This is a genomic window from Lawsonella clevelandensis (assembly GCF_003241315.1).
Taxonomy (GTDB): Bacteria; Actinomycetota; Actinomycetes; order Mycobacteriales; family Mycobacteriaceae; genus Lawsonella; species Lawsonella clevelandensis_A.
In genome coordinates this window covers 17,803-39,287 of sequence record NZ_QFOZ01000001.1, presented here as the reverse complement: position 1 = coordinate 39,287, position 21,485 = coordinate 17,803, and the positions used below count along the sequence as shown (strand labels likewise).

Annotated in this window: 16 protein-coding genes and 1 tRNA gene; 11 read left to right on the top strand and 6 right to left on the bottom strand. The window is 48.1% G+C overall.

The features are described from left to right. The first annotated feature begins 543 nt into the window (after window positions 1-543). A complete protein-coding gene (locus DI579_RS00155) occupies window positions 544-1,284 on the top strand; it encodes a M23 family metallopeptidase (protein WP_290595607.1) in 741 nt (246 codons plus the stop codon). 136 nt (window positions 1,285-1,420) lie between these two features. On the opposite strand, the gene DI579_RS00150 is transcribed toward DI579_RS00155, so the two are convergent. After that, window positions 1,421-4,060, bottom strand: a complete 2,640-nt coding sequence (locus DI579_RS00150; RefSeq protein ID WP_303678517.1) for an ATP-dependent helicase — start codon at window positions 4,058-4,060, stop codon at window positions 1,421-1,423. A gap of 95 nt (window positions 4,061-4,155) precedes the next feature. On the opposite strand from DI579_RS00150, the gene DI579_RS00145 reads away from it, so the two are divergent. From DI579_RS00145 to DI579_RS00110, 8 genes are all read left to right on the top strand, one after another. Beyond that, window positions 4,156-4,497: a chorismate mutase gene (locus DI579_RS00145; protein ID WP_303678516.1), complete on the top strand. Its 342-nt coding sequence runs from the start codon at window positions 4,156-4,158 to the stop codon at window positions 4,495-4,497. Between the two features lie 86 nt (window positions 4,498-4,583). Next, on the top strand, window positions 4,584-6,311 hold the full coding sequence (pgi, locus tag DI579_RS00140) for a glucose-6-phosphate isomerase (RefSeq protein WP_290595613.1): 1,728 nt from the start codon (window positions 4,584-4,586) through the stop codon (window positions 6,309-6,311). Window positions 6,312-6,368: 57 nt separating this feature from the next. Next, window positions 6,369-7,124, top strand: coding sequence for a 3'(2'),5'-bisphosphate nucleotidase CysQ (locus DI579_RS00135; RefSeq protein WP_303678515.1), 756 nt, complete (start codon window positions 6,369-6,371; stop codon window positions 7,122-7,124). Further along, window positions 7,121-7,918, top strand: coding sequence for a thymidylate synthase (locus tag DI579_RS00130; RefSeq protein ID WP_303678514.1), 798 nt, complete (start codon window positions 7,121-7,123; stop codon window positions 7,916-7,918). Before DI579_RS00135 ends, DI579_RS00130 begins: the two co-directional genes overlap by 4 nt. A gap of 2 nt (window positions 7,919-7,920) precedes the next feature. After that, complete coding sequence (locus tag DI579_RS00125; protein WP_303678513.1) at window positions 7,921-8,433, top strand: dihydrofolate reductase; 513 nt, start codon at window positions 7,921-7,923, stop codon at window positions 8,431-8,433. Window positions 8,434-8,976: 543 nt separating this feature from the next. Then, on the top strand, window positions 8,977-9,696 hold the full coding sequence (locus DI579_RS00120; protein WP_303678512.1) for an MspA family porin: 720 nt from the start codon (window positions 8,977-8,979) through the stop codon (window positions 9,694-9,696). Window positions 9,697-9,808: 112 nt separating this feature from the next. After that, complete coding sequence (locus DI579_RS00115) at window positions 9,809-11,116, top strand: MspA family porin (protein WP_303678511.1); 1,308 nt, start codon at window positions 9,809-9,811, stop codon at window positions 11,114-11,116. Continuing rightward, window positions 11,113-12,087, top strand: a complete 975-nt coding sequence (locus DI579_RS00110) for a hypothetical protein (protein ID WP_290595625.1) — start codon at window positions 11,113-11,115, stop codon at window positions 12,085-12,087. Before DI579_RS00115 ends, DI579_RS00110 begins: the two co-directional genes overlap by 4 nt. A gap of 119 nt (window positions 12,088-12,206) precedes the next feature. Here DI579_RS00110 and DI579_RS00105 read toward each other — a convergent pair whose 3' ends face one another. The 3 genes from DI579_RS00105 to DI579_RS00095 all read right to left on the bottom strand — a co-directional run bounded on the left by DI579_RS00105 (window position 12,207) and on the right by DI579_RS00095 (window position 15,678). After that, window positions 12,207-12,788 carry a suppressor of fused domain protein gene (locus DI579_RS00105; protein WP_290595627.1) on the bottom strand — a complete coding sequence of 194 codons (582 nt, stop codon included), beginning with the start codon at window positions 12,786-12,788 and terminating at the stop codon, window positions 12,207-12,209. A 44-nt stretch (window positions 12,789-12,832) separates the two neighbouring features. After that, a tRNA-Arg gene (locus DI579_RS00100) sits at window positions 12,833-12,905 on the bottom strand. Between the two features lie 58 nt (window positions 12,906-12,963). After that, the gene (locus tag DI579_RS00095) at window positions 12,964-15,678 is read right to left on the bottom strand and encodes an HAD-IC family P-type ATPase (protein ID WP_303678509.1); all 2,715 of its coding nucleotides are present in this window, start codon (window positions 15,676-15,678) and stop codon (window positions 12,964-12,966) included. 146 nt (window positions 15,679-15,824) lie between these two features. On the opposite strand from DI579_RS00095, the gene DI579_RS00090 reads away from it, so the two are divergent. Further along, window positions 15,825-17,447, top strand: a complete 1,623-nt coding sequence (locus tag DI579_RS00090; protein WP_290599274.1) for a threonine/serine exporter ThrE family protein — start codon at window positions 15,825-15,827, stop codon at window positions 17,445-17,447. A 190-nt stretch (window positions 17,448-17,637) separates the two neighbouring features. On the opposite strand, the gene DI579_RS00085 is transcribed toward DI579_RS00090, so the two are convergent. Both DI579_RS00085 and DI579_RS00080 read right to left on the bottom strand, forming a co-directional pair. After that, the gene (locus tag DI579_RS00085; RefSeq protein ID WP_290599273.1) at window positions 17,638-18,438 is read right to left on the bottom strand and encodes an enoyl-CoA hydratase; all 801 of its coding nucleotides are present in this window, start codon (window positions 18,436-18,438) and stop codon (window positions 17,638-17,640) included. Between the two features lie 122 nt (window positions 18,439-18,560). Beyond that, window positions 18,561-19,412: an aldo/keto reductase gene (locus DI579_RS00080; RefSeq protein ID WP_290599272.1), complete on the bottom strand. Its 852-nt coding sequence runs from the start codon at window positions 19,410-19,412 to the stop codon at window positions 18,561-18,563. A 318-nt stretch (window positions 19,413-19,730) separates the two neighbouring features. Between DI579_RS00080 and DI579_RS00075 the strand changes: the two genes are divergently transcribed. Next, window positions 19,731-21,416, top strand: coding sequence for an alpha/beta fold hydrolase (locus DI579_RS00075; protein WP_290599271.1), 1,686 nt, complete (start codon window positions 19,731-19,733; stop codon window positions 21,414-21,416). Window positions 21,417-21,485: the final 69 nt, after the last annotated feature.

The following is a 21,485-nucleotide window of genomic DNA, read 5'->3' as shown; positions in this document are numbered from 1 at the left end:
AAAAACAATCGTTCCCTACCTTGATGACTATTACCGATTCAAGGGCACTTGTATAGCAGTTTACGAGGAAACTACTGGAAAGACAGTCTGAATTGCAGAAGTACCACGTAATATCGATTCACAACCAGATGGGAAAACATACAGAAACTTTATAATTAAGAAACATTAATTTTCTTTACTGTGAACAATAATGAAATTATTTTCCATGCCTAAAATACTCCTCATAATCCTACAAAATCGCTTTTATCTGCCCATATACCGCAAATAACGGTTTTAAAACCGCTCCATTAAATAAGCGATAAATGTCACAAACCGGAGTTCACTCAACACACAGAAACTTTTGTTGTAACAACTTTCGTTATCATCTAATCTAGTAAACATTGGCTAATAAAAAGACTGCGGATCTTTACGGTGAACACACTTGTGGACACCGCCCGTGAGCCCGTCTGCAATGCTGACCGTGAACACCACCAGTGAATACTGAAACAGTATGCGGGCCACTATGCAGACCGTTATACAAGATCGTTTAAGAAGGGAATGCTTGTGAGCAACGAGCGCAAGAGTGAAGACGCTGAAGCTATGAAGCTTCCCCGTCACCGCGCCTCAGCTAAGTCCATCTCAGGTGGCGCTGCTGGCACTGTAGGCACCGTCGCCGTTGCTCTGGCAGCTGGCGCTATTACAACTGCTGGCGTTACTTCCGCACTTGCCTCCAACAACACAAGTGTCCGTCACGATCCCATCGAACTAGCCAATAACGTCATCGAACAAGACTCTTCCCTTACCCCTGTTATTGCCAGCGCTACTGACACTGATGCACTCGCAGGGTTCACTAGCCAGTTAAAGGTTGCCGGTACTGCGCAGCACCACCGTATGGCAGCGGAATTGGCATCTCGCCAGCCCACTGTTGTACTTCCTGCTGTCGGTATTATTACCTCTGGTTTTGGTCCGCGCTGGGGTTCTTTCCACGGCGGTATTGATATTGCTAATGCAGCAGGAACCCCCATTCACGCTATTGCTGACGGTGTCGTTATCGACTCTGGTCCAGCTGCTGGCTATGGCAACTGGATCCGTATCCGTCACAACAACGGCGCTATCTCTGTGTACGGCCACATGTATGATCTCTTCGTTTCTAAGGGAGAGAAAGTTAAAGCTGGGCAGAAAATTGCGGGTATGGGCTCTGCTGGTTTCTCCACCGGCACTCATCTCCATTTTGAGATTTGGCCTGATGGTGCACGTAAAGTTGATCCCCTTCGCTGGCTCGCCCGCTTCGGACTCCACTTCTAATACTTCTTCTACTTAATAAAAACGTACTTGCTGTGTAGAGGTTGTCCCTACAGATTTCACTCTGTAGGGACAACCTTTACGCATACCTCTATATGCACTGATTGTTATTGTTTTTATCCAGATTCTTCCTCGTCTACTAGAGCTTCTCGATAGGCGCGGCCACTAGCATAAGACGCACAACACCCGAGGATCCGAAGTCCACTAATGCAGTAGTACTAGGCCCTGTGCCCGATACTTCCATAACCTTCCCCAAGCCGTACTTGTCGTGTACTACCCGATCCCCTTTCTCCACACTAATAAGGGAGGTTCTACGCGGACTTGCTGTCTTCGGTGCAATCCGACGAGTTTCGACGGGGCTACCCCACCGCTTTTGTACATCACCATAACGACCACTACGGGATTTATCCCCACGTCCGCTGTGGTTCGCACGATTACTGCGGGATCCCCACGACTGTCCAGAACGGCTACTAGAACCCCAGGAACGGCCAGACGAGCCGTAACTCCAATCATCGTCATCGGCGATTTCTGGGGCTTCTCTCGATACGTTCAGAAGGTCTGCAGGAATCTCATCGAGAAAACGGGACTGCGGATTCGACTGTGGTTGTCCCCAACTTGAGCGAACAACAGCTCTCGTAAGGTACAGTTTCCGCTTCGCTCGAGTAATTCCTACATACGCCAGCCGACGCTCCTCCGAAAGCTCATTATCGTCCGCTAACGCTCGCATATGCGGGAACATACCTTCTTCCCAGCCTGTAACAAACACAACGGGGAACTCCAGGCCTTTCGCAGAGTGCAGCGTCATAAGCGTAATCATGCCGTCGTTCTCATCGGGGATCCGGTCGGTATCCGAGGCAAGGGAAACGCGTTCTAGGAAAGCGGCCAGTGACCCTGGTTCAGCTAGCCCCTCTGTTCCCTCATCAATAGTCTCTTTACTAACTCCATCAGCATTACTGTCGTCAAAACTCTCTTCCAGTGCTCGCAGGGACGCCGCGTCAGCAGAGAACTCATGTGCAACTGAAACAAGTTCTTTCAGGTTATCGAGACGAGACTGATCTTGCGAGTCATTAGAACCCTCCAGACTTGCTCGATAGCCAGAACGGTCAATGACCATTTCAACGATCTCACCAAGATCAGGCAGCGATCCTTCTCCCGCTGTATGATCCCTCCCTGCAATATGGTGCTGAATATCAGTCATAAGCTCAACAAAGCTAGCAATTGATTTCTCTGCACGGGAATTAAGGAAAGGAACAACACCCTCTTTTGCTCGACAACATGCCTCCCATAGGGAAATTCCTTGCTGTTCCGCAAAAACCGCAAGACAACTAATAGCTCTATCACCAATACCACGACGTGGTGTGTTGATAATTCGACGCAGACTCACGGTATCTGCTGGGTTCTCTAATACCTTGAGGTAAGCCACGATATCTCGCACTTCCATTCGCTCATAGAAGCGCGTACCGCCAACAACTTTGTACGGTAAACCAGTACGAATGAAAGCATCTTCTAGAGGACGTGACCCGTTATTCGTTCGATAGAAAATCGCTATATCGCTATAGGACACGCCTTCATCATGCAGTTTGTCGATCTCATTGCCGATAAACCGAGCTTCATCATGCTCGTTATCCGCAACATAAAGATCAATAAGAGGACCATCTCCAGCATCTGTCCAGAGATTCTTTTTTCGGCGTCCCTCATTGTTATCGATGACAGCGTTAGCAGCCGACAGAATATTCTGAGTTGAACGGTAATTCTGCTCCAGAAGAATAGTGGTCGCATTCGTAAAATCACGCTCAAACTCCACAATGTTGCGGATAGTGGCGCCTCGGAATGCGTAAATGGACTGGTCTGCGTCACCTACAACGCATAACTCAGCTGGCTCAACACCATTGGTCCCATCACCCACTAGCGCTCGAACCAGCATGTATTGGGCATGGTTCGTATCCTGATACTCGTCAACTAAAACATGCCGGAAACGCCGCTGATAATACTGCGCAATATTCGGGTGGGATTCTAGCAGCGCAACCGTTTCCCCAATAAGATCATCAAAATCGAAAGCGTTAGCTGCTCTTAAACGTGCCTGATAGAGACCATAAACCTCGGCAGCTACTTTATCGAAGTGTCCCTCGGGTGCATCGGCGGCAGCGGCCTCCGGATCGATAAGTTCGTTCTTCCAATGAGAAATACGATTCGCTAAAACCTTAGGGGCATACTTCTTGGAATCTAGGTTAAGCTCCTTGATGATCATAGCCAGTAAACGTTTAGAATCATCCGCATCATAAATAGTGAAGCTACTATTCACGACATCTAGTTCTGCAGCTTGTGCACGAAGAATGCGCACACACATGGAGTGGAATGTGGACACCCACATGTAATTCGCTTCTGCGCCAACAATCTGTTGAACGCGCTCCCGCATTTCTGCTGCGGCTTTATTGGTGAAGGTAATCGCTAAAATTTGCGATGCCCGTACCGGTTGAGTTGCCAATACATAGGCAATACGTCGTGTAAGAACGGTAGTTTTTCCAGAACCTGCCCCGGCCGCAATAAGCAATGGTGTACCACTATGCCGAACAGCTTGCTGTTGTTGTGGGTTAAGCCCCTCTAACAACTGGTCTGCATTCTGCTGCTGAAAACCTCGCAAGACTGTTTGTGCTCTATTTAATTGCGCAGTATCCGATTGCACAGTATCTAATTGCGCAGTATTGAATTCAGCCACGGTTGCGTCATCAAAGAGCTGAGGGGACTGGGGAGGCTTTGGGTCAGTAATCATATCGCTCATAACGTCCTCCAATTTAGTGGAACATCGCCTTATTGTTGTGATCCGACCGTATTGTGTAGGCCGAGACATTTGTATTTACGTGGAATAATAAGGGTATGGCGAATACTACTCATGCACCGCAGGACTCGAGTTCTTCTCGTAAGGAATCGGATAAGCGTTTGCACAGTGATCCAACTGGCGCTACCGATGAATTAAGTGCGGCAGAGATTAATGAACTTCGCCAAGAGATCGATCACCTCGATCATGTCATTTTGGAAGCTATTCAACGTCGTACTGAAATTTCTCGAAGAATTGGCCAAACGAGAAAAAAGAGCGGCGGTCCACGTCTTGTTCACAATCGTGAGCTTAAAGTCATTGAGCGGTTCAACGCACTTGGTAAAGAAGGCCATCAGTTAGCTTTGTTGCTGCTTCGTCTTGGACGCGGCCCGTTAGACTAGTTACATTTGTCCTTGCAATACAATCTGTTTCGATTAAGTTCTGAAACTTTATAGCACAACGTTCAACACGTAATGGAGAAATAATAATGACCGATGTCACTCCCATCGATATCACTACTACTCCCGCGTGGAATGACCTGCTTGCTCATTTCGCCACTGTGAAAGATCTTCACCTCCGTGATATCTTCCAGGCCGATCCGCAACGTGGCACTGAACTCACGTACCAGGTGGGCGACCTCACTGTCGATCTCTCCAAGAACCGCGTCACTCGCGAAACACTGAAGAAACTTATCGCAGTTGCCGAAGCTGCCCAGATACCAGCTAAACGCGATGCCATGTTCGCCGGTGAACACATTAACTGCACTGAAAACCGCGCCGTACTCCATACCGCACTACGACTCCCTCGCGATGCGGAACTCGTTGTTGATGGACAAAACATTGTGGCGGACGTCCACGACGTCCTTGACCGCATGCATACCTTCACCGACTCCCTCCGCAATAAAGAATGGAAGGGATACACCGGCAAGAACATCACGACAGTTGTCAACATTGGTATCGGCGGCTCAGACCTAGGCCCTGTCATGGTGAACCTAGCACTGCGTCACTACCAGGATGCCGGTATCTCCGCACGCTACGTTTCCAACGTTGATCCCGCCGACCTTGTCGCTAAAACCGCCGATCTTAATCCAGAAGAGACCCTCTTCATCATTGCCTCTAAGACCTTCACCACGCAGGAAACCATGACCAATGCCGCAGCAGCACGTCACTGGCTCATGTCCGGACTGCAGAACATTACCGGCAGTGAGGTAAGCGACGATGCTATTGCACGACACTTCGTCGCTGTTTCCACCAACGCGGAAAAAGTCTCCGCCTTCGGTATCGATACCCAAAACATGTTCGGTTTCTGGGACTGGGTCGGTGGACGCTATTCTGTCGATTCCGCTATTGGTCTGTCCGTTATGACAGTGGCCGGCTACGACAACTTTATGCGCTTCCTTGACGGCTTCCACACGATGGATGAACACTTCCGTACCGCTCCGCTAGCGGAAAACGTGCCAGTTCTCATGGGTCTATTAGGCGTATGGTATTCCGATTCTCACCTCTTTAATGCCGACTCTAAAGCCGTTCTCCCCTACGTCCAGGATCTCAGCCGCTTCCCGGCCTACCTGCAGCAACTCACCATGGAATCCAATGGTAAGTCTGTTCGTGTCGATGGCAGCCCCGTTACTACCTCCACCGGAGAAATCTATTGGGGTGAACCTGGAACTAATGGTCAGCACGCTTTCTACCAGCTACTGCATCAGGGCACCCGTCTTGTTCCTACCGACTTTATCGCTGTTGCACAACCACTCGATGATCTCCCCACAGCTGACGGCACCGGCTCCATGCATGACCTCCTCATGAGCAACTTCTTCGCACAGACCAAGGTTCTTGCTTTTGGTAAGACTGCTGCAGAGATTGCTGCCGAGGGGACCCCTGCAGAACTGGTCAACCACAAGGTCATGCCAGGAAATCGGCCATCCACGTCTATTCTGGCTACTCGTCTTACTCCTGAGGTTGTTGGTTCTCTCATCGCACTCTATGAACATATTGTCTTCGTCCAGGGCATGATTTATTCGGTCAATCCCTACGATCAGTGGGGTGTGGAGCTTGGCAAGAAGCAAGCTGGTGACCTCCTCCCCTTCATTACCGGTGATACAGCTGTGCCATCTGTTTCCACAACAGATGCAGGAGTTACCCCCTCTGGAATGGATTCTTCTACTGCAGCTCTTATCTCTCGCTATCGTTCTCTCCGTGCTGATGCACGGAAGTAACATCACTTACCTCCTATTCTCACTAGACTGAGAATTAGGCTACTGAAGGAATTAGCAATGAGTCTCAAACTTGATGATGCAACTCTTGCACAGCGTATTGCTGCTGGTGCTGGAGCTATTCTTAAAGGTGTCCGTTCCGGCGGTTTATTGCGTGGGCATGAACTTGGAGCTGCCGGCGATGAGCTTGCTCAGCATTGGATTGCGTCCGTCCTTGCTGCACATCGCCCTGATGATGGCATGCTTTCGGAAGAAGCTCCCGATGAGGTAGAAGAGCGCCTGTCCAAAGATCGTGTCTGGATTATTGATCCGCTCGATGGCACGCGAGAATTCTCCAATGGCCGTCTCGATTGGGCCGTTCATATCTCCATGGTAGAGAATGGCACGCCTGTGGTTGCGGCTGTCGCTATGCCAGACCTTAACCGCGTATGGCATACGTCTAATGTACGAGCGGTAAAGGGTCCCTATGCTAAGAGGATCGTCATTTCTCGTACTCGCCCTCCGGCATGTGCTGATTATGTTGCGCATGCGCTGGGATCTGAATTGCATCCTATGGGTTCTGCTGGCGCTAAGGGAATGTCTGTTCTTTTAGGAGACGCTGACGCTTATATTCACTCTGGTGGACAGTATGAATGGGATTCCTGCGCTCCGGTGGGAGTAGCTCTGGCAGCGGGTCTCCATTGCTCACGCCTAGATGGTTCCCCACTGGTGTATAACCAGGAAGATACCTACCTTCCTGACCTCCTTATTTGTCGTAAAGAAATTGCTGGAGATATCTTAAAGGCCGTTGCCGAATTTGAGGCTAGTAACAAATGATCCCTACGCCCTACGAAGATTTACTCCGCGAAGTACTCAATAATGGTGCTCCTAAAGCGGATCGCACAGGAACCGGTACACGGAGTATTTTTGGGGCGCAGCTGCGTTATCACCTAGACGATGGTTTTCCCCTCATTACGACAAAGCGGGTTCACATGAAATCCGTTGTCTATGAGTTGTTATGGTTCCTGCAGGGCAATACCAATGTGAAATGGCTGCAGGAGCATGGCGTCTCTATCTGGAATGAATGGGCCGACGAAAATGGCGATTTAGGCCCTATTTATGGAGCACAGTGGCGTTCTTGGCCAACACCTAATGGCGAGACTCTTGACCAGATCAGCGCATCATTGGAACTTTTACGAACTGATCCAGACTCACGCCGTAATATTGTTTCAGCCTGGAACGTGTCTGACTTACCCCGCATGGCTCTTTACCCTTGCCATACTCTGTTCCAGTTTTATGTCGTAAACAATAAACTCAGCTGTCAGCTGTACCAGCGCTCTGCAGATCTGTTCCTAGGTGTCCCCTTCAATATCGCCAGCTATGCTCTACTCACCCATATGATGGCACAGCAAGCTGGGTTAGGTGTGGGAGACTTCATCTGGACAGGTGGAGATTGTCATATTTATAACAACCATATTGATCAGGTAACGGAACAGCTTTCGCGAGCACCTTATCCGTATCCCACGCTTGAATTACACAAGGCTGACAGTATTTTTGACTACCAGTATGACGACATTACTATCGTCAACTATCAGCACCATCCGGCTATTAAAGCTCCCGTGGCGGTGTAATAGTGATCGGTCTTATCTGGGCTCAGTCCACTAATGGATGGATTGGGAAGAACGGTACTATGCCATGGCACGTACCCGAGGACTTGGCTCACTTCAAGCACATCACTGGTTCAGATCCAGTGGTGATGGGTCGTACTACCTGGGATTCCCTCAATCCACGCTTCAAGCCTCTTCCGGGTCGTCATAATATTGTCCTTACCCGCAATACAGAGTGGTCTGCCGAGGGAGCGATCACAGCCCACTCTCCTCTAGAAGCATTGGAAACTGCTGAAGGATTGACACACGACGGTGACTTTTGGGTTATTGGTGGATCACATGTCTACCATGAGTTTATGCCGATTGCTCATCGCTGTGAGATCACGGAACTAGATCTTATTATGTCGGGGGGCGATGCCGCAGCACCACGGCTTGATTCAGAAATTTGGCAGGAGATTGCTGCTACACAGTGGGAACTTTCCAGTAGCGGAATTCGCTACCGTTTTCTTACTTATGATCGGGTTTCTTTGAGTAAGTAGTTGAGCACGATATTCGGTTGACGACATCCAGCAGAGTCTTTTTATGAGGCCTTTATGAGGATAAGGAAGATCCGTTCAGCCACCGATATCTGAATCGAAAAACTCATCTATATAAAAATTGACAAATATTTTTGATTTATTTAAAAACATTTTTTTACTAGTACTTGCCAAAAAAGCGCCTACTGACGCAATTACTGAATACACACAGACTAATAAATAGTTAGAATCAATATATTCAAATAATTCAGTTTATTTTCTAAATAATTCTTAATAACAACATCGACGGCATTTTTAATCAGTTATTCGCACTACTGTCGTAACGAAAAAACATATGGAGCATGTCTGTCATGATTAACGAAATATGAACACAATAAATAAGTGAAATGCAGGGATTTTCTAGAAAAATTGATATGGAAACAAAAATACATTTCTTGTATTTTTAATTCCAACAAAAATGTCATTTCCTATTTTGTTATTCTGAAAAGTGAGTGTTTACTAAGAGGCGGACATTCACTTCCTGTACCTTCACCCCAAGGAGTTTTCATGAAGCTTCGCCGTTTTACGGCCTCCACCTTGGCCACCATCACCATTATCGGTGCATCCTTCGCGACAGCTAACGCTATCCCGATTCGTAAGGCTGGAGCTGACTACACCACTACCACCGAGGATAACCTCACTCTCAACATCAAGCGTACGAACGAAAAATTTGATGTAAAGCTACCGGATAACCTCTCCATCCTTTCCCATCAGACTTTCCTCGATACTAAAGGTCTTGCCACCATTGAGGGTGCCACCGGTAAGGCTGTCGATGCCCACATCATGATCGGTTATCAGCTTGGCTGCATGATCGATGTCTCTGAAGGACAGACGATTCAGTTTGGTGCTCCTAAACTCACCACGAGCCGTGAACTACAGCACGCCATCAACATCATGCCAGGCATTAAAGGTGAAGGCAGCGCAGATGGTGGCGGCGGCGAAATCAGCGGTATCGGTCACACCACCACTCTTACCCCCAAGCACAACCTCGAGATTCCTCTGGGACCGGATGTAAAATTCAACCTGAAACCAGGACAGATTATTACTTTCCTCGTTGCAGAAAAGGACGTTAAGGGCAATAAAGGTGCTCTACGCTACGTCGGAGAGCCTATCAATGTTGATGGCTGCCTAGGATTCGCCTCTGTGCGCTCCTTCGTCACTCTGTGGACTAAAGCTCCCATCGAAGATTCCAAGATCACCACGTGGGGCAGGGTCACCCGTTTCTAAAAGCCAAGCGGATACGGTCAGTTTAGTTGCACCGTTCTCACTCTTACAATGCCCCCTTTTGTAGTGAGAACAACTGACTGTATCCGCATTCTTCTTGCTTGATTGGACGACCATGCTGCAACGTAATTCTTTATCATTACTCCTCGCTGCCAGCCTTCTGTGTACAAGTGTCGCCACCAGTCCTTCTGCTTTCGCAGCATCCTCTACGAATAACTCAGGCGGATCTCGTCAAACTATGACAGATACTGCCATTAAGAAGTCACGCAACAGTTATTCCGTTCCAGATGTACAGCGTACGGTTACCACAGAGGACGGTGAAAAAGTTACTTTAGCGAAGAAGAATGAGCGCTTGTACCGTACTGCTCCGTTAAACCACAACGCTTTTACGCATGAAGTACGAGTGAGCTTACAAGGACTCGCTACTGTGACGGGCGCCCCCGAGAGCTCCGCGCATACACTGGCAGTGGGCTACATTATGGGCTGCCAAATTGATGCTTCTCGACCTGGCAAACTAGAGGTGTCAGTGCCCATACAAATTAGTCCCTTTATTCCTGTCCTTGGGCGGGAAGGCGACTATAGCACTCCCGATTTTAAGACGACCGGCAAATCTTTTGGCCTCAATCTATTGCGGCCAAAACTATGGCACGGCTACGCGAAGAACATAACTCTTAGTAAGAATGTTACTTTTGGCGTTAACATAAGGCCTGGCCATATCAGTAAGGTTTCGCTGGCTAGCTTCTCTTTCCACGGTAATCGTACAAGCTGGGCAGACCTTCGTGACGTACACTTGTTCGTTGATGGGTGCCCCGGTAACGTTTCGCTACGCTCGTATGTCGAATACCAGGATGGTGTCGATAATCTTGGTAGCGATCCAACGTCTACCTCAAAATCTAAAAATGGTGCTAAAGCACAGCAACCTACTCCTGCTGGTAAGCCTAAGAAGGCTCCAGGTGCCAAAAGAATGAGTGCTGGCAAGAAAATGCTAGCGAAAGTTCTTACCCCCTCTCGCGTCAATCCAGACCGTACTACTGAACCCAGTAGCGGCAAAAAGGATGGCACTAGTGCACAGTCAGCAGCTAAAACACCTCGTGACAAGTCACGAGAAAAAGCTGAGGACGCAAGTACACAGGCACTCGCTTCGGTTGGACATCCTGCTGGAGCAAAAGCCAACCAGGAGAATAAGCACCAGAGTTCTCAACAGATCGAAGGGCTTAAATTCACTATTCACGGTGCTGTACGGTGGATGTCCACGCTACTCCCACAGACGGATCTTCCTACCGATAATAGGAATCGTCATAAAGAGATTCATAATAAGGTGTGGCGACCAATTAACAAGTACATTAGACGCGTTATTGTGACGCTTACTAAGCCCTCTGCGTCGGCCGGAACACCGTCTCCTAAGGGGAAGAGCCTGTCATGACTATAACTCCTCGTCCTCGCTATACTATTCGACGCGGTTCTCGTGCAGCTTTAGCGCTGGCTGTTACTACAGGAATTCTTTGTAGTAGTGCGCCAGCTGCTCAAGCTGAATCACTCGTTGGTCCAGCGGCTTTCCAGAATGGAGTCAGCTCGCGCGCTGTTGATATAGATGGTTTACTTCCAACTTTCTTGCAACGACACGTTAGGTTTGACAACCAGAAACGGACATTCATTAACCCTGAGAAGGGCAAAGTACAGTCCATTATTCGGAACAGCGGTTTTCATAATTCTTCTGCTCTCTTCGGATTACACCGAAATGGCGACATCACGCTGGAAGTAAGCACTCGTGTGGATCCTTCCTATGCAGTTGCCTACTACTATGCAGGCGTGCAATTCGGTTGCTTCGAAGGAGTAGGGAATCCCCAAGTTCGTACTGTTGTCGATGACAATACGAAGATAGTCGTTAATGGAAAATGGAAGTCCAAGGCAAGTACCTATCCCATTACTGACTGGTTAAAACAGACAGCAATTACTGCTTACAAAGGTGCAATTGCTGGTGCAGAATGTGGTGCTAGCGAAGGTCCCGGCTGTGCTGAGCTAGCAAAATGGGCAGCGACGGAAGTACCAAAGGAAGTTGTTGATACTCTCGACTTGCCACGTGTTTTCACTAACTACCGCACAAAAGACAGCAGAATGGAGCTAAAGACCAAGGTTACTCGTACATTCTCTGTGAATGTTACGGGTGGTCAGACATCCATCGTTCCTTTCTACTTTGTCCGGTATAGCCCCGGTTGGAACACTATTCGTATAACGAATATGCACTTGCGTAGTGCAGGGTGTGTAGGCCCCGCCTACCTACGTCCTTTCGTTGTCACTTTAGGCCGTACTAAGTCCGGGAACTATGTGAACTACCAGCTTATTGGTAATTCATACCCCTTCTACCCCAATAAGATGTTCCGCATGGGTTTCTAATTCTTCACCCACTAAGACACAACAACCGTGTGCCCCAGTAATGCTACTGAGTATTACTGGGGCACACGTTATTTCAGTTTCTTACCTTTTATCTGTACTTCTCATTACGTCTTCTGACGCTAACACGATGATAGACGTCCCCAGTCTGATGGATCGATATCGAAACGATGGAAAAGTCTCTCCTCAAACTTCTTCCATCCTTCTTTAAGAATGAACTTCTCTTCACTTGGTCCAATGGGGAAAATCCACACCATTGCCACAGGCCCGTATTCGGTATTACATGTGGGGAAATCTGTATCAAACATCTTCGGCATGGATGCATACACTGCGTGTACACCAGCCTCTGGCGGTAATGGACCAATAACCTGCCCACGGAGTATCGGAGTAGCTGTAGTATCAATAGCTTCCGCTACTGCCCCCATAACACGCTCTGCCTCAAAACGATCTTGTGGATCGCAGAGCGTAAATAATTCCAAACGCAGCTTATGATGCGTCTGTGGAGACACTAGGGGGACAAAACTAAGGCCTACCGTCCACACGGATACAAGTCGTTTAGCCTTATACGAGACTGGCATTCGCGACAGTTTACGAGAGGGGACTTCTGAAAATACGACAGTCCAGTGCGCATGTCGAGACCCCGGCACAGAACCGCGAATACGGCCCAGCCTCTCTTCCATATGAGCAATGACTGCTGGTTCCATTCCCTACCTTCTCGTCCTAGCGTATGCCGGTACGGGGATGTAAGTGCCCCAGATAGGATTCGAACCTACGACACCTTCTTTAGGAGAGAAGTGCTCTATCCCCTGAGCTACTGGGGCTCAGTTGTTTTCTACTTTAATAGACGAATCAATAAGTCTGTTATTACCAATCTGAATTTTAATGACCTGAACGCTCTTGAGCCGCCTTTTTTACGTCAAGAGCATGTTGCTCTTCCTCAAAACGTGTATGCGTTCGTTCCCACACGAACTGCCGCTCACCTTTCAGTACTCCAGCTATCCACCAGAAGATCTCTACCAATATGGCCCCACAGACGCCTGCTAACAATCCCCACTTCATTAACTCTCCATTAGTTGCATCCAAGAAAAATAGATGAGCAGTAAAGGGCCATAGGAAAATAAGTGGGTACATCGCAGCTGATAATACAACCAGAAGGATTTTCCACCACTGCAAAGGCCGAGCAACCACGCACAATACCCATGTAGCAGTAACGATAAGCGCCGACAAAGTAGCGGTCGATATTTGTGTCTGTAGTGTATCCGAGATGACACCATTAGCGTCCTTGTAGACACTACGAAGCACCATATATGTAGTGAAAGAAACGGCACTAATAATTACTCCGGATGGTACTGCAAGCCACAGTACACGCTGTACAAAGTGGCTTTTAGCACGAGCATTATTAGGTGCTAGCGATAGAAGGAAGGCGGGAATACCAATTGTGAACCAGCCAGTAATCGTGACATGGATAGGTTGGAAAGGAAACGGCACACTGGCAAACACGACGAAAAGAGCCAATAGTACGGAATAAACCGTTTTAGTGAGGAAGAGATTAGCTACTCGCTCAATATTGCCGATAACTCGACGCCCCTCCCCTACTACAGATGGCAGTGTGGCAAAACGGTTATCTAGAAGGACTATTTGTGCCACTGATCGGGCCGCTGATGCCCCCGAGCCCATAGCTACCCCAATATCAGCATGTTTAAGCGCTAAGACGTCGTTAACGCCATCACCTGTCATTGCGACAGTGTGTCCGTTATGCTGCAGTGCCTGCACCATTAAACGTTTCTGTTCGGGAGTAACCCGTCCAAAAACTGTATGGCTTTCAACATCTTTGGCAAACTTTACTGTTTCTTGAGAGTACTCATTGCGCCGCTCTTTTCCCCTCTCCTTATCACGACTGTCCGAATAACTATTGTCCGGAATTTTAGGAAGTGAACGGGCATCCAGAGGCGCATCAGCAGCAACCATATTAAGTTCTCGTGCAACTGCACCCACAGAATTCGCATTATCGCCAGAAACAACTTTGGCGTCTACACCCTCATGCTGAAAATAGTCGAGGGTATCAGCAGCGTCCGAACGAACCGACTGCTGTAGAACAACTAAAGCCGCTGGAGTAACAATGCCAGCAGAAACAAAATCGTCCGCTGGCGTATGCGCCAAATCTTCTACGGGCTTAGAGGAGCGAGCAAGTAACAGAACCCGCATACCGGTAGAACCAACTTCGTCAGCAGTAGAAGCCGCTTGTGAGCCGGGTTGAGCAAGGACATCAGGGGCTCCAAGCATCCATTCACCCTGTTTTCCAAACCCCATTGCTGACCATTTTTTATCTGAAGAAAATGGGACACAACTAGTGCGAACCCATTCTTCGGATATCATTGCCGCATTGTTATCACGAGACTTCGCCCAGTCTGCAATAGCCCGCATTGAATCATTAGGGTGCTCATCCCCCACTGCCATAGCGATAAGCGCTTGCTGCGCCATATCTGCCAATTTTTTGTCATCCGCGACAGTATCCACAGGGATAATTTCTTTGAACGTCATAGTGTTATTCGTTAACGTGCCAGTTTTATCTGTACACACCACATCAACACGGGCTAGCCCCTCAATAGCAGGGAGCTCCTGAACAAGACACTGTTTTTCCCCTAACCGAATAACACCTACGAAAAAAGCAATCGACGTCATCAGCACCAGTCCTTCTGGAACCATAGGGACTAATGCAGCAGTCATAGAAAGCACCGACTCTTTCCACGGCTTACCTGTTTGACAAAGCTGAGTATAAATAGTCGCTAATCCAGTGGGAATGAGCAACCACGTAATAACTTTAAGAATCTTATTGATCCCCGACATGAGCTGAGAATTAGTAAGGCTAAACTGTGATGCCTCGGCGGCAAGTTTCGCTGCATAAGCATCAGTTCCTACTCTTGTCGCCTGATAAACCCCACTACCGGAGACAACAAAGCTCCCCGAAAGAACAACGTCACCAGAATCTTTATGAACCGGATCGTTCTCTCCCGTAAGAAGAGACTCATCCACATCGAGTGCTTGTGCAGAAAGTATTTCACCATCGACAACAATCTGCTCACCAGGAGACAAGACGATGAGATCCCCTTCGACCAGATCCGTAGCTGGTATCTCCACTGCCGTAGAGTTTTCTTGCTGCAGTGTATCGTCTGTGCTGCTCTCTGCAGGACTATCTGCAGCGGACTGAGTAGAGGACTCTGTACTGCGACGCTGCACAGTTGGTTTTGTTTGCCCCACTATTGACAACTTGTCGAGCATTCGTTTCGCCCGGATCTCTTGGATAATGCCAATAGCTGAGTTCGCGATAATCAAAAGGCCGAAGGCAGCATTAATGATGGAACCTGTGCACAGCACAATGACAAACAGCACACCAAGCATGGCATTAATTCTGGTAAATACATTTGCCCGAATTATTTCTCCGACACTACGCCCGGCGCGAACCTGATGATCATTACCTTTCCCTGCCGCACGTATCTCGTGGACTTGCGCCTCTGTTAATCCTCCTGCTGGGGTATGCTCCACTCCGTCGGGAATAGCGGCGAGAGTAGCAGCGGAAAGTTTCTGATCAGTCATGGGTGCCTTTTTACCTCTAAAAAGAGGTGTTTTCTCGGGGAAAGCCAGCAGTGTAATTCACTAATGCTTTTAGCCTAATTGATTTCTACAGATAATGGTGGGGCCTATAAATTCACATTTAGCGCTCTAACAGTCATAATGTGAATGTGACTAGTCAAGATTCTGCGCACAATGCGACTCCTGATGATCTTCTCGATACTTCTGCAGTTATCGCTGCGACAGTACACAATGCCGTCGAAGATGCAGTAGCAGAAACTATCGATGCACCCATGGAGAAACGGCACAAAACCGATGACCCATCGACGCTGGCAGAGCGTACCACTACTGTTATTCGTCTTGGTTCCTTGTTGCTGGCATCAGGTACAGGTGGATATCGAGTCAAACGGGCTATGCAGCGTGCCGCTTTCGCACTAGGCATCGATCGTTTTGATGCCTCTGTGACTCTCACAAATGTTACCGTCACGGCGTATGGCAAGGATGACTGCCGTACTCTCGTCAGTGAAGCGCCTGCCATTGGCGTTAATGCTTCTCGTATTGAAGCACTCGAAAGAATCTCCCGCGATATCTCTCACGGTATTACCAATGCTGATCTCAATGATCGTATTGATCATGTTGTCAAAGGTGGTAAGCCGCTCTACGGAGTGTGGGCCAATGGTCTAGCTTCCGGTTTTGCTTGCGCAGCATTCGCGGTTCTCAATAAATTCCCGCCTGAAGCACTTCTTTTTGTTCTCATCGGGGCAACTCTCGGCCAGATGACACGCCGTCATCTAAGCGGTCGTGGCTGGAACCAAATGGGTGTAGCGGCTCTCTCCGCAACCGTTGCTTCACTCATTTACCTTGTGTGTGTATCCATCACCGCGAAATTAGTACCAGGTTTTATCTATAACTCTGCCAATGCTGGTTTTGCACCAGTGAGTGCTGGTTTTGTGGCGTCGGTATTATTCCTTATTCCTGGCTTCCCCATGTTCACCAGCCTTTTAGATTTGGCGAAGCTCGATTTTAGCGCCGGTATTCAGCGGTTTACCTATGTTGTTTCTCTTTTAGCTGCTGCTACTGGTGCAGTGTGGATCGTTACACTGGCCACTGGTCTACAGCCTCTTCCACAAATTGGTAATCCTTATGTCGTGAGGTTCGGCGCCGAATGGTGGCCACTTTATGTATGGGTTGCGTCTTTCGTCGGTATCTCCGGATTCGCTGTACTCTTCAACTGTTCCCACCGAATGGTTCTTCTCTCTGCTGCCACCGGTGCAACCGGAAACCTTATTAAGTTCATTCTTATTGATCGCAGCATTGTGGGGCTTGATCTTCCCCTACAGTTCGGAGCTTTCATTGGTGCTCTCTTCATTGGTCTTGTTGCTTCTGTTATTGCACCACCTATGCGTCTTCCCCGCATTACGCTTTCCGTACCAAGCTCCGTCATTATGATCCCCGGTACATCAATGTACCGATTCATTTACTTCCTCAATACTGGTGATATTGGCCTGGCATCCCGTAACCTCATGGATGCATCACTCGTTGTTGTTGGTATTGGTGCAGGTCTCGCTATTGCCCGTATGCTCACCGATCCAGAATGGCTGTATGACCGTCGCCATCCGCAGTTCCACCGCGGTAACCTTATAGGCCGTACGCAGCGGGCCATATTGGGTATGCGAGCTGCTCATAGAGCTGCCAAGAAGGCTATCCATACGGCTGCTCGCCACGATGCTCACAAGATTAAAGAAGAGCAGACCGGCCCAACTCAGCACGCTATATCCCGATTCCGAGACTAGCGGTGCCCTGGCGGGGTGGGTTTAGCAAACCATATATGACATATATAGCGTTGGGGAGGTACCACTGTGGTACCTCCCCAACGCTATACTCATCTCCATTATGTGTTTCTAGAGTTATGCACTGTACGTTGACAATTATGTAAAAACGGTTACGACATCAACAAGAATTTATACTGATGTGGCAGCGTCTCTATATGCCGCGGAAACGTGGACGGCGTCCTTCTGCGAAAGCTCGACGAGCTTCTTTAAGATCCTCACTTATCCATGCCGTCTTTGCGGCAGCAGCTTGTATTGGAGTTGGTTGCTGCTGTGCTGAATCATTGTTAAAGACCAACTTGAGATGGTGCAAGGTAAGCGGCGCGTATGTAGCAATCTCTTGTGCCCACGCTAAAGCATCATCAACAGTACCAATTTTGTTGACTAATCCATGTGAAGCAGATTCTTGGGCATGGAATGGGTCGCCAGTGTAGAGAATAGTGCGGGCAAAGCCTCCACCTACTAAAGATTCAAGGCGTCGGACTGTCCAATTGTCCAGTGCAAAACCCATCTTCGCAACGGGAAGAGCGAAATATGCTTCTGCATCAGCGACACGAAGATCACACGCCATTGCTAGCTGTGCACCAGCTCCGATAGCTGCACCATTCACATAAGCGACAATGATGAGCTTCGATCGTTCAATGGTGCGTAGCATTGCAACGTTTTGGTTAGCGAATCCGGAGGAAAAAACACCGCCGGTTAAATCTGCACCAGCACAAAATACTTCCCCCGTACCTGTAATGACGAGACTGCGGCAGCCCTCATGTTCTACTCTCTCTACAGCTAACTGAATGCCTCGGCTTAGATCCGCATTCAGTGCATTACGGCGTTCAGGGCTGCGAAGAGTCATTTTAGCTATGCGCGCATTGCTAAAAATCTCAACTAGGATGGGACGATTTTCAACGTCAGGATTGATGACTTCACCGTCAATACGAAACTCAACTGTAGTGTCCACGCGTGAGATACCTCTCTTCGTCCTTAACCTTTTACTACCGCCGATACTGACCAGACAGGAAAGGATCACAGTGCACGCTGTGCATATTGTGCGTACTGTGCATAGCGTCCTTGTCCTTCAGTCTACAGATCACTATTGAACTCGTCTGGGTCCTTGCTCATTCTTCCGTCAAATCTATCGAGACTAGTTATTGACGCTAGCTCTTCATCTGTCAGCCAGAAATCAAAAATAGTGAAATTCTCCTGCATATAGCTTCGATGCATAGCCTTAGGAATAACTAAATTACCCATTTGTATATGCCACCGAAGCACAATCTGAGCCGGAGACTTGCCATATTTCTCAGCAAGTGACGCAATTGGTGCAGCATCGAGAGCCGCACCTCGTGCCAAAGGACTCCAGGCTTGCGTACGTATACCTAAAGAACTATTCCATTCGCGCATATCTGACTGGGAAAAACCAGGATGGAGTTCAATCTGGTTAAGTACTGGGCTAACTCCAGTTTCTGAGATAATGCGTTCAAGAGTGCTCTTTGTAAAGTTGGAAACACCTATACTGCGAAGCTCATCTGTGTCCCGCAGCGTTATCATCTCTTCCCACGTCTCTAAATATTTATCGACCTTTGGCTGTGGCCAATGAATGAGATAAAGATCAATGTAATCCAGGCCTAATCGCTCGAGGGAAGCATGAAAAGCAGCAGTTGTCTTATCTTTTCCTTGTTCGGTATTCCATAGTTTAGTAGTGACGTAGATTTCGTTACGAGGAATACCGGAATCCCGAATAGCTCGCCCTACGCCTTCTTCATTGCCGTAAAACGCGGCAGTATCAATCAACCGGTAACCTACTTCCAGAGCCTCAGAAACAACGTGGTAGGCGTCCTCTGAAGGAACTTTATAGGTACCAAACCCCAATTGTGGAATCAAAGTTTGATCGTTGAGTATAACTTCGGGAATCTGGGCAAACTGACTAGAAGACATATCTAAATTCTAGTCTTCTGCACTAATTGTTTTGGGAAAGAATCTGTTTTCGTACTTGTGTTTTGTGATACAGCCTCCTGCTGCTCACGCTAGCTGCGAAAGCGTAATCTTTCTTCTCACTGGTAGAGTGAAACATGGTTATGTCCCACTTATCGTCTTGTCCAGAGACATCATGAAAATTCAATATCACTATCATGATCAGTGCGTAGCCAAGCCAATAACGAGTATCGATCTGTCTCTCTTTTTCTGTAGGAAAACCTTAGTGGTGAGAGAGAAAGAGGCAGAGAAAAATTTCTTCTTCGCATAGAAAGGCGCTATATGGCTTTCGCTTGTGTCAATCGCAAAGGTCTTACTTTGCTAACAAGCACGGCTCTCCTTCTAGGGTTTCTCACTTCTCCCCTTCCCACAGTTGCTCATGCTGCGGAAAAACCAGGCGACACCTTAATATGGGCACCCTGTCCTAAGGATGCTGCTAAACGCTCATCACGATGGAATATGCAGTGTTCTACGTTCAAAGTTCCCTTGGACTATAAAAATCCCACGGGGAAAAAAATCACCATCATGATGTCGCGAATTAAGGCGACAGGACGCGCCCGCGGGGTTATTTTGAACAACCCGGGTGGCCCCGGAGGATCCGGACTTAATCTGTGGTCTTGGATGCTCCGTACTGGCTCTGCTATTCCCCTTCACCACAATTTTGACCTTATTGCTGTACAGCCGCGGGGACTTGAACACGCTACTCCGCTACGACACTGCGTTAACCCCGACATAGCTGATAACAACAAAAATACTAAAGACAAAGATCTCGGGACTATCACAAAAACTATTAACGATATTACTGATCGTAGCCATAATCTTCGTAAGAAAATTACTTCTAAAACCTCTGACGTTGCGTCAAAGGAATACCAAAAGTGCGTAAAGGATTATAAAGAGTTATTTGAACATGTCACGACTGAGAACACTGCTCGTGACTTTGATATGGCTCGTCAATATCTTGGCCAGCACACAATTAATTTCTATGGTGCTTCCTACGGAACCTGGCTCGGTGCGGTGTACGCTACGCTATTCCCCGAGCATATTGATCGCCTAGTTCTTGATTCAGCTGTTGACCCCACCGGAATCTGGATGGATAACTTCGGCAGCCAAGGTGACATGCAACGACGCCGCATGTACGAGATGTTCGATTTCTTTGCCGCCCGCGATAATCTTTATCATCTCGGTGATACTCCCCTCAAGGTGTATACCAAGTGGTACCGCATTATTGGACGGGAGATGCAAGGCCCCACTACCCCTCGAATCGGTGCCCCACCTGCACAAATCGGAGACGTCCCACCGCAATTTAAACGCAATATTCAGCTTTACCTCACTGGATATAACCTAGCCCGGCCTCTAGTAGACCGCATCGAACGTGCACTCCACGCATGGGAAGCGCCCAATGAAAAAAATGAGCACAATCTTTGGGAGATTACAGGTCTTGCCTTTACAAGCCGCACGTATTGGTCACAAGTTGCTGCCTATATGCAAAACCCGCAGCCTAAGCCTCTAACAAAGGAGGAAAAGGAAGAAAAATCCGTCTCTGATAATGTTTTTAGAGCAGTAACATGTAATGAAAATGCGACGGTGCCAAAACCACTTAATCTTCCTGCTACTGGTATTGCCTATTTTATGGGTGCGGATATTTTTACATTGAAAAATCTCATTGCATCATCGGGCATCATGTGTCTTGGTACTAGACCAAACACTAAACCAATAAACGTCACAGGGGCTTTCCTTAAAAACCGCCCCGTAGTGCTGCAATCTATCTATGATACGCAAACACCCTACGCAGGTGGACAAAAAATGGCTCACGCTATGAACGCTTATTTCGTTAAAGCTGACGGCGGAGATCACGGTGTGTACGTGTACGATAATCCTGAGGCGTGGGAGCTAGTCAATAATTACTATCTCAGAAAGCCTATTGTTACGCGTACGAAACTGCCTTATGCCAGGGTAGATGAGCATTAGTGTAAACGAACACTAACGGTGAATGACGTTCTATAAAGAAGAGGGGGTGAGAGGAACCTTTGTTTCTCT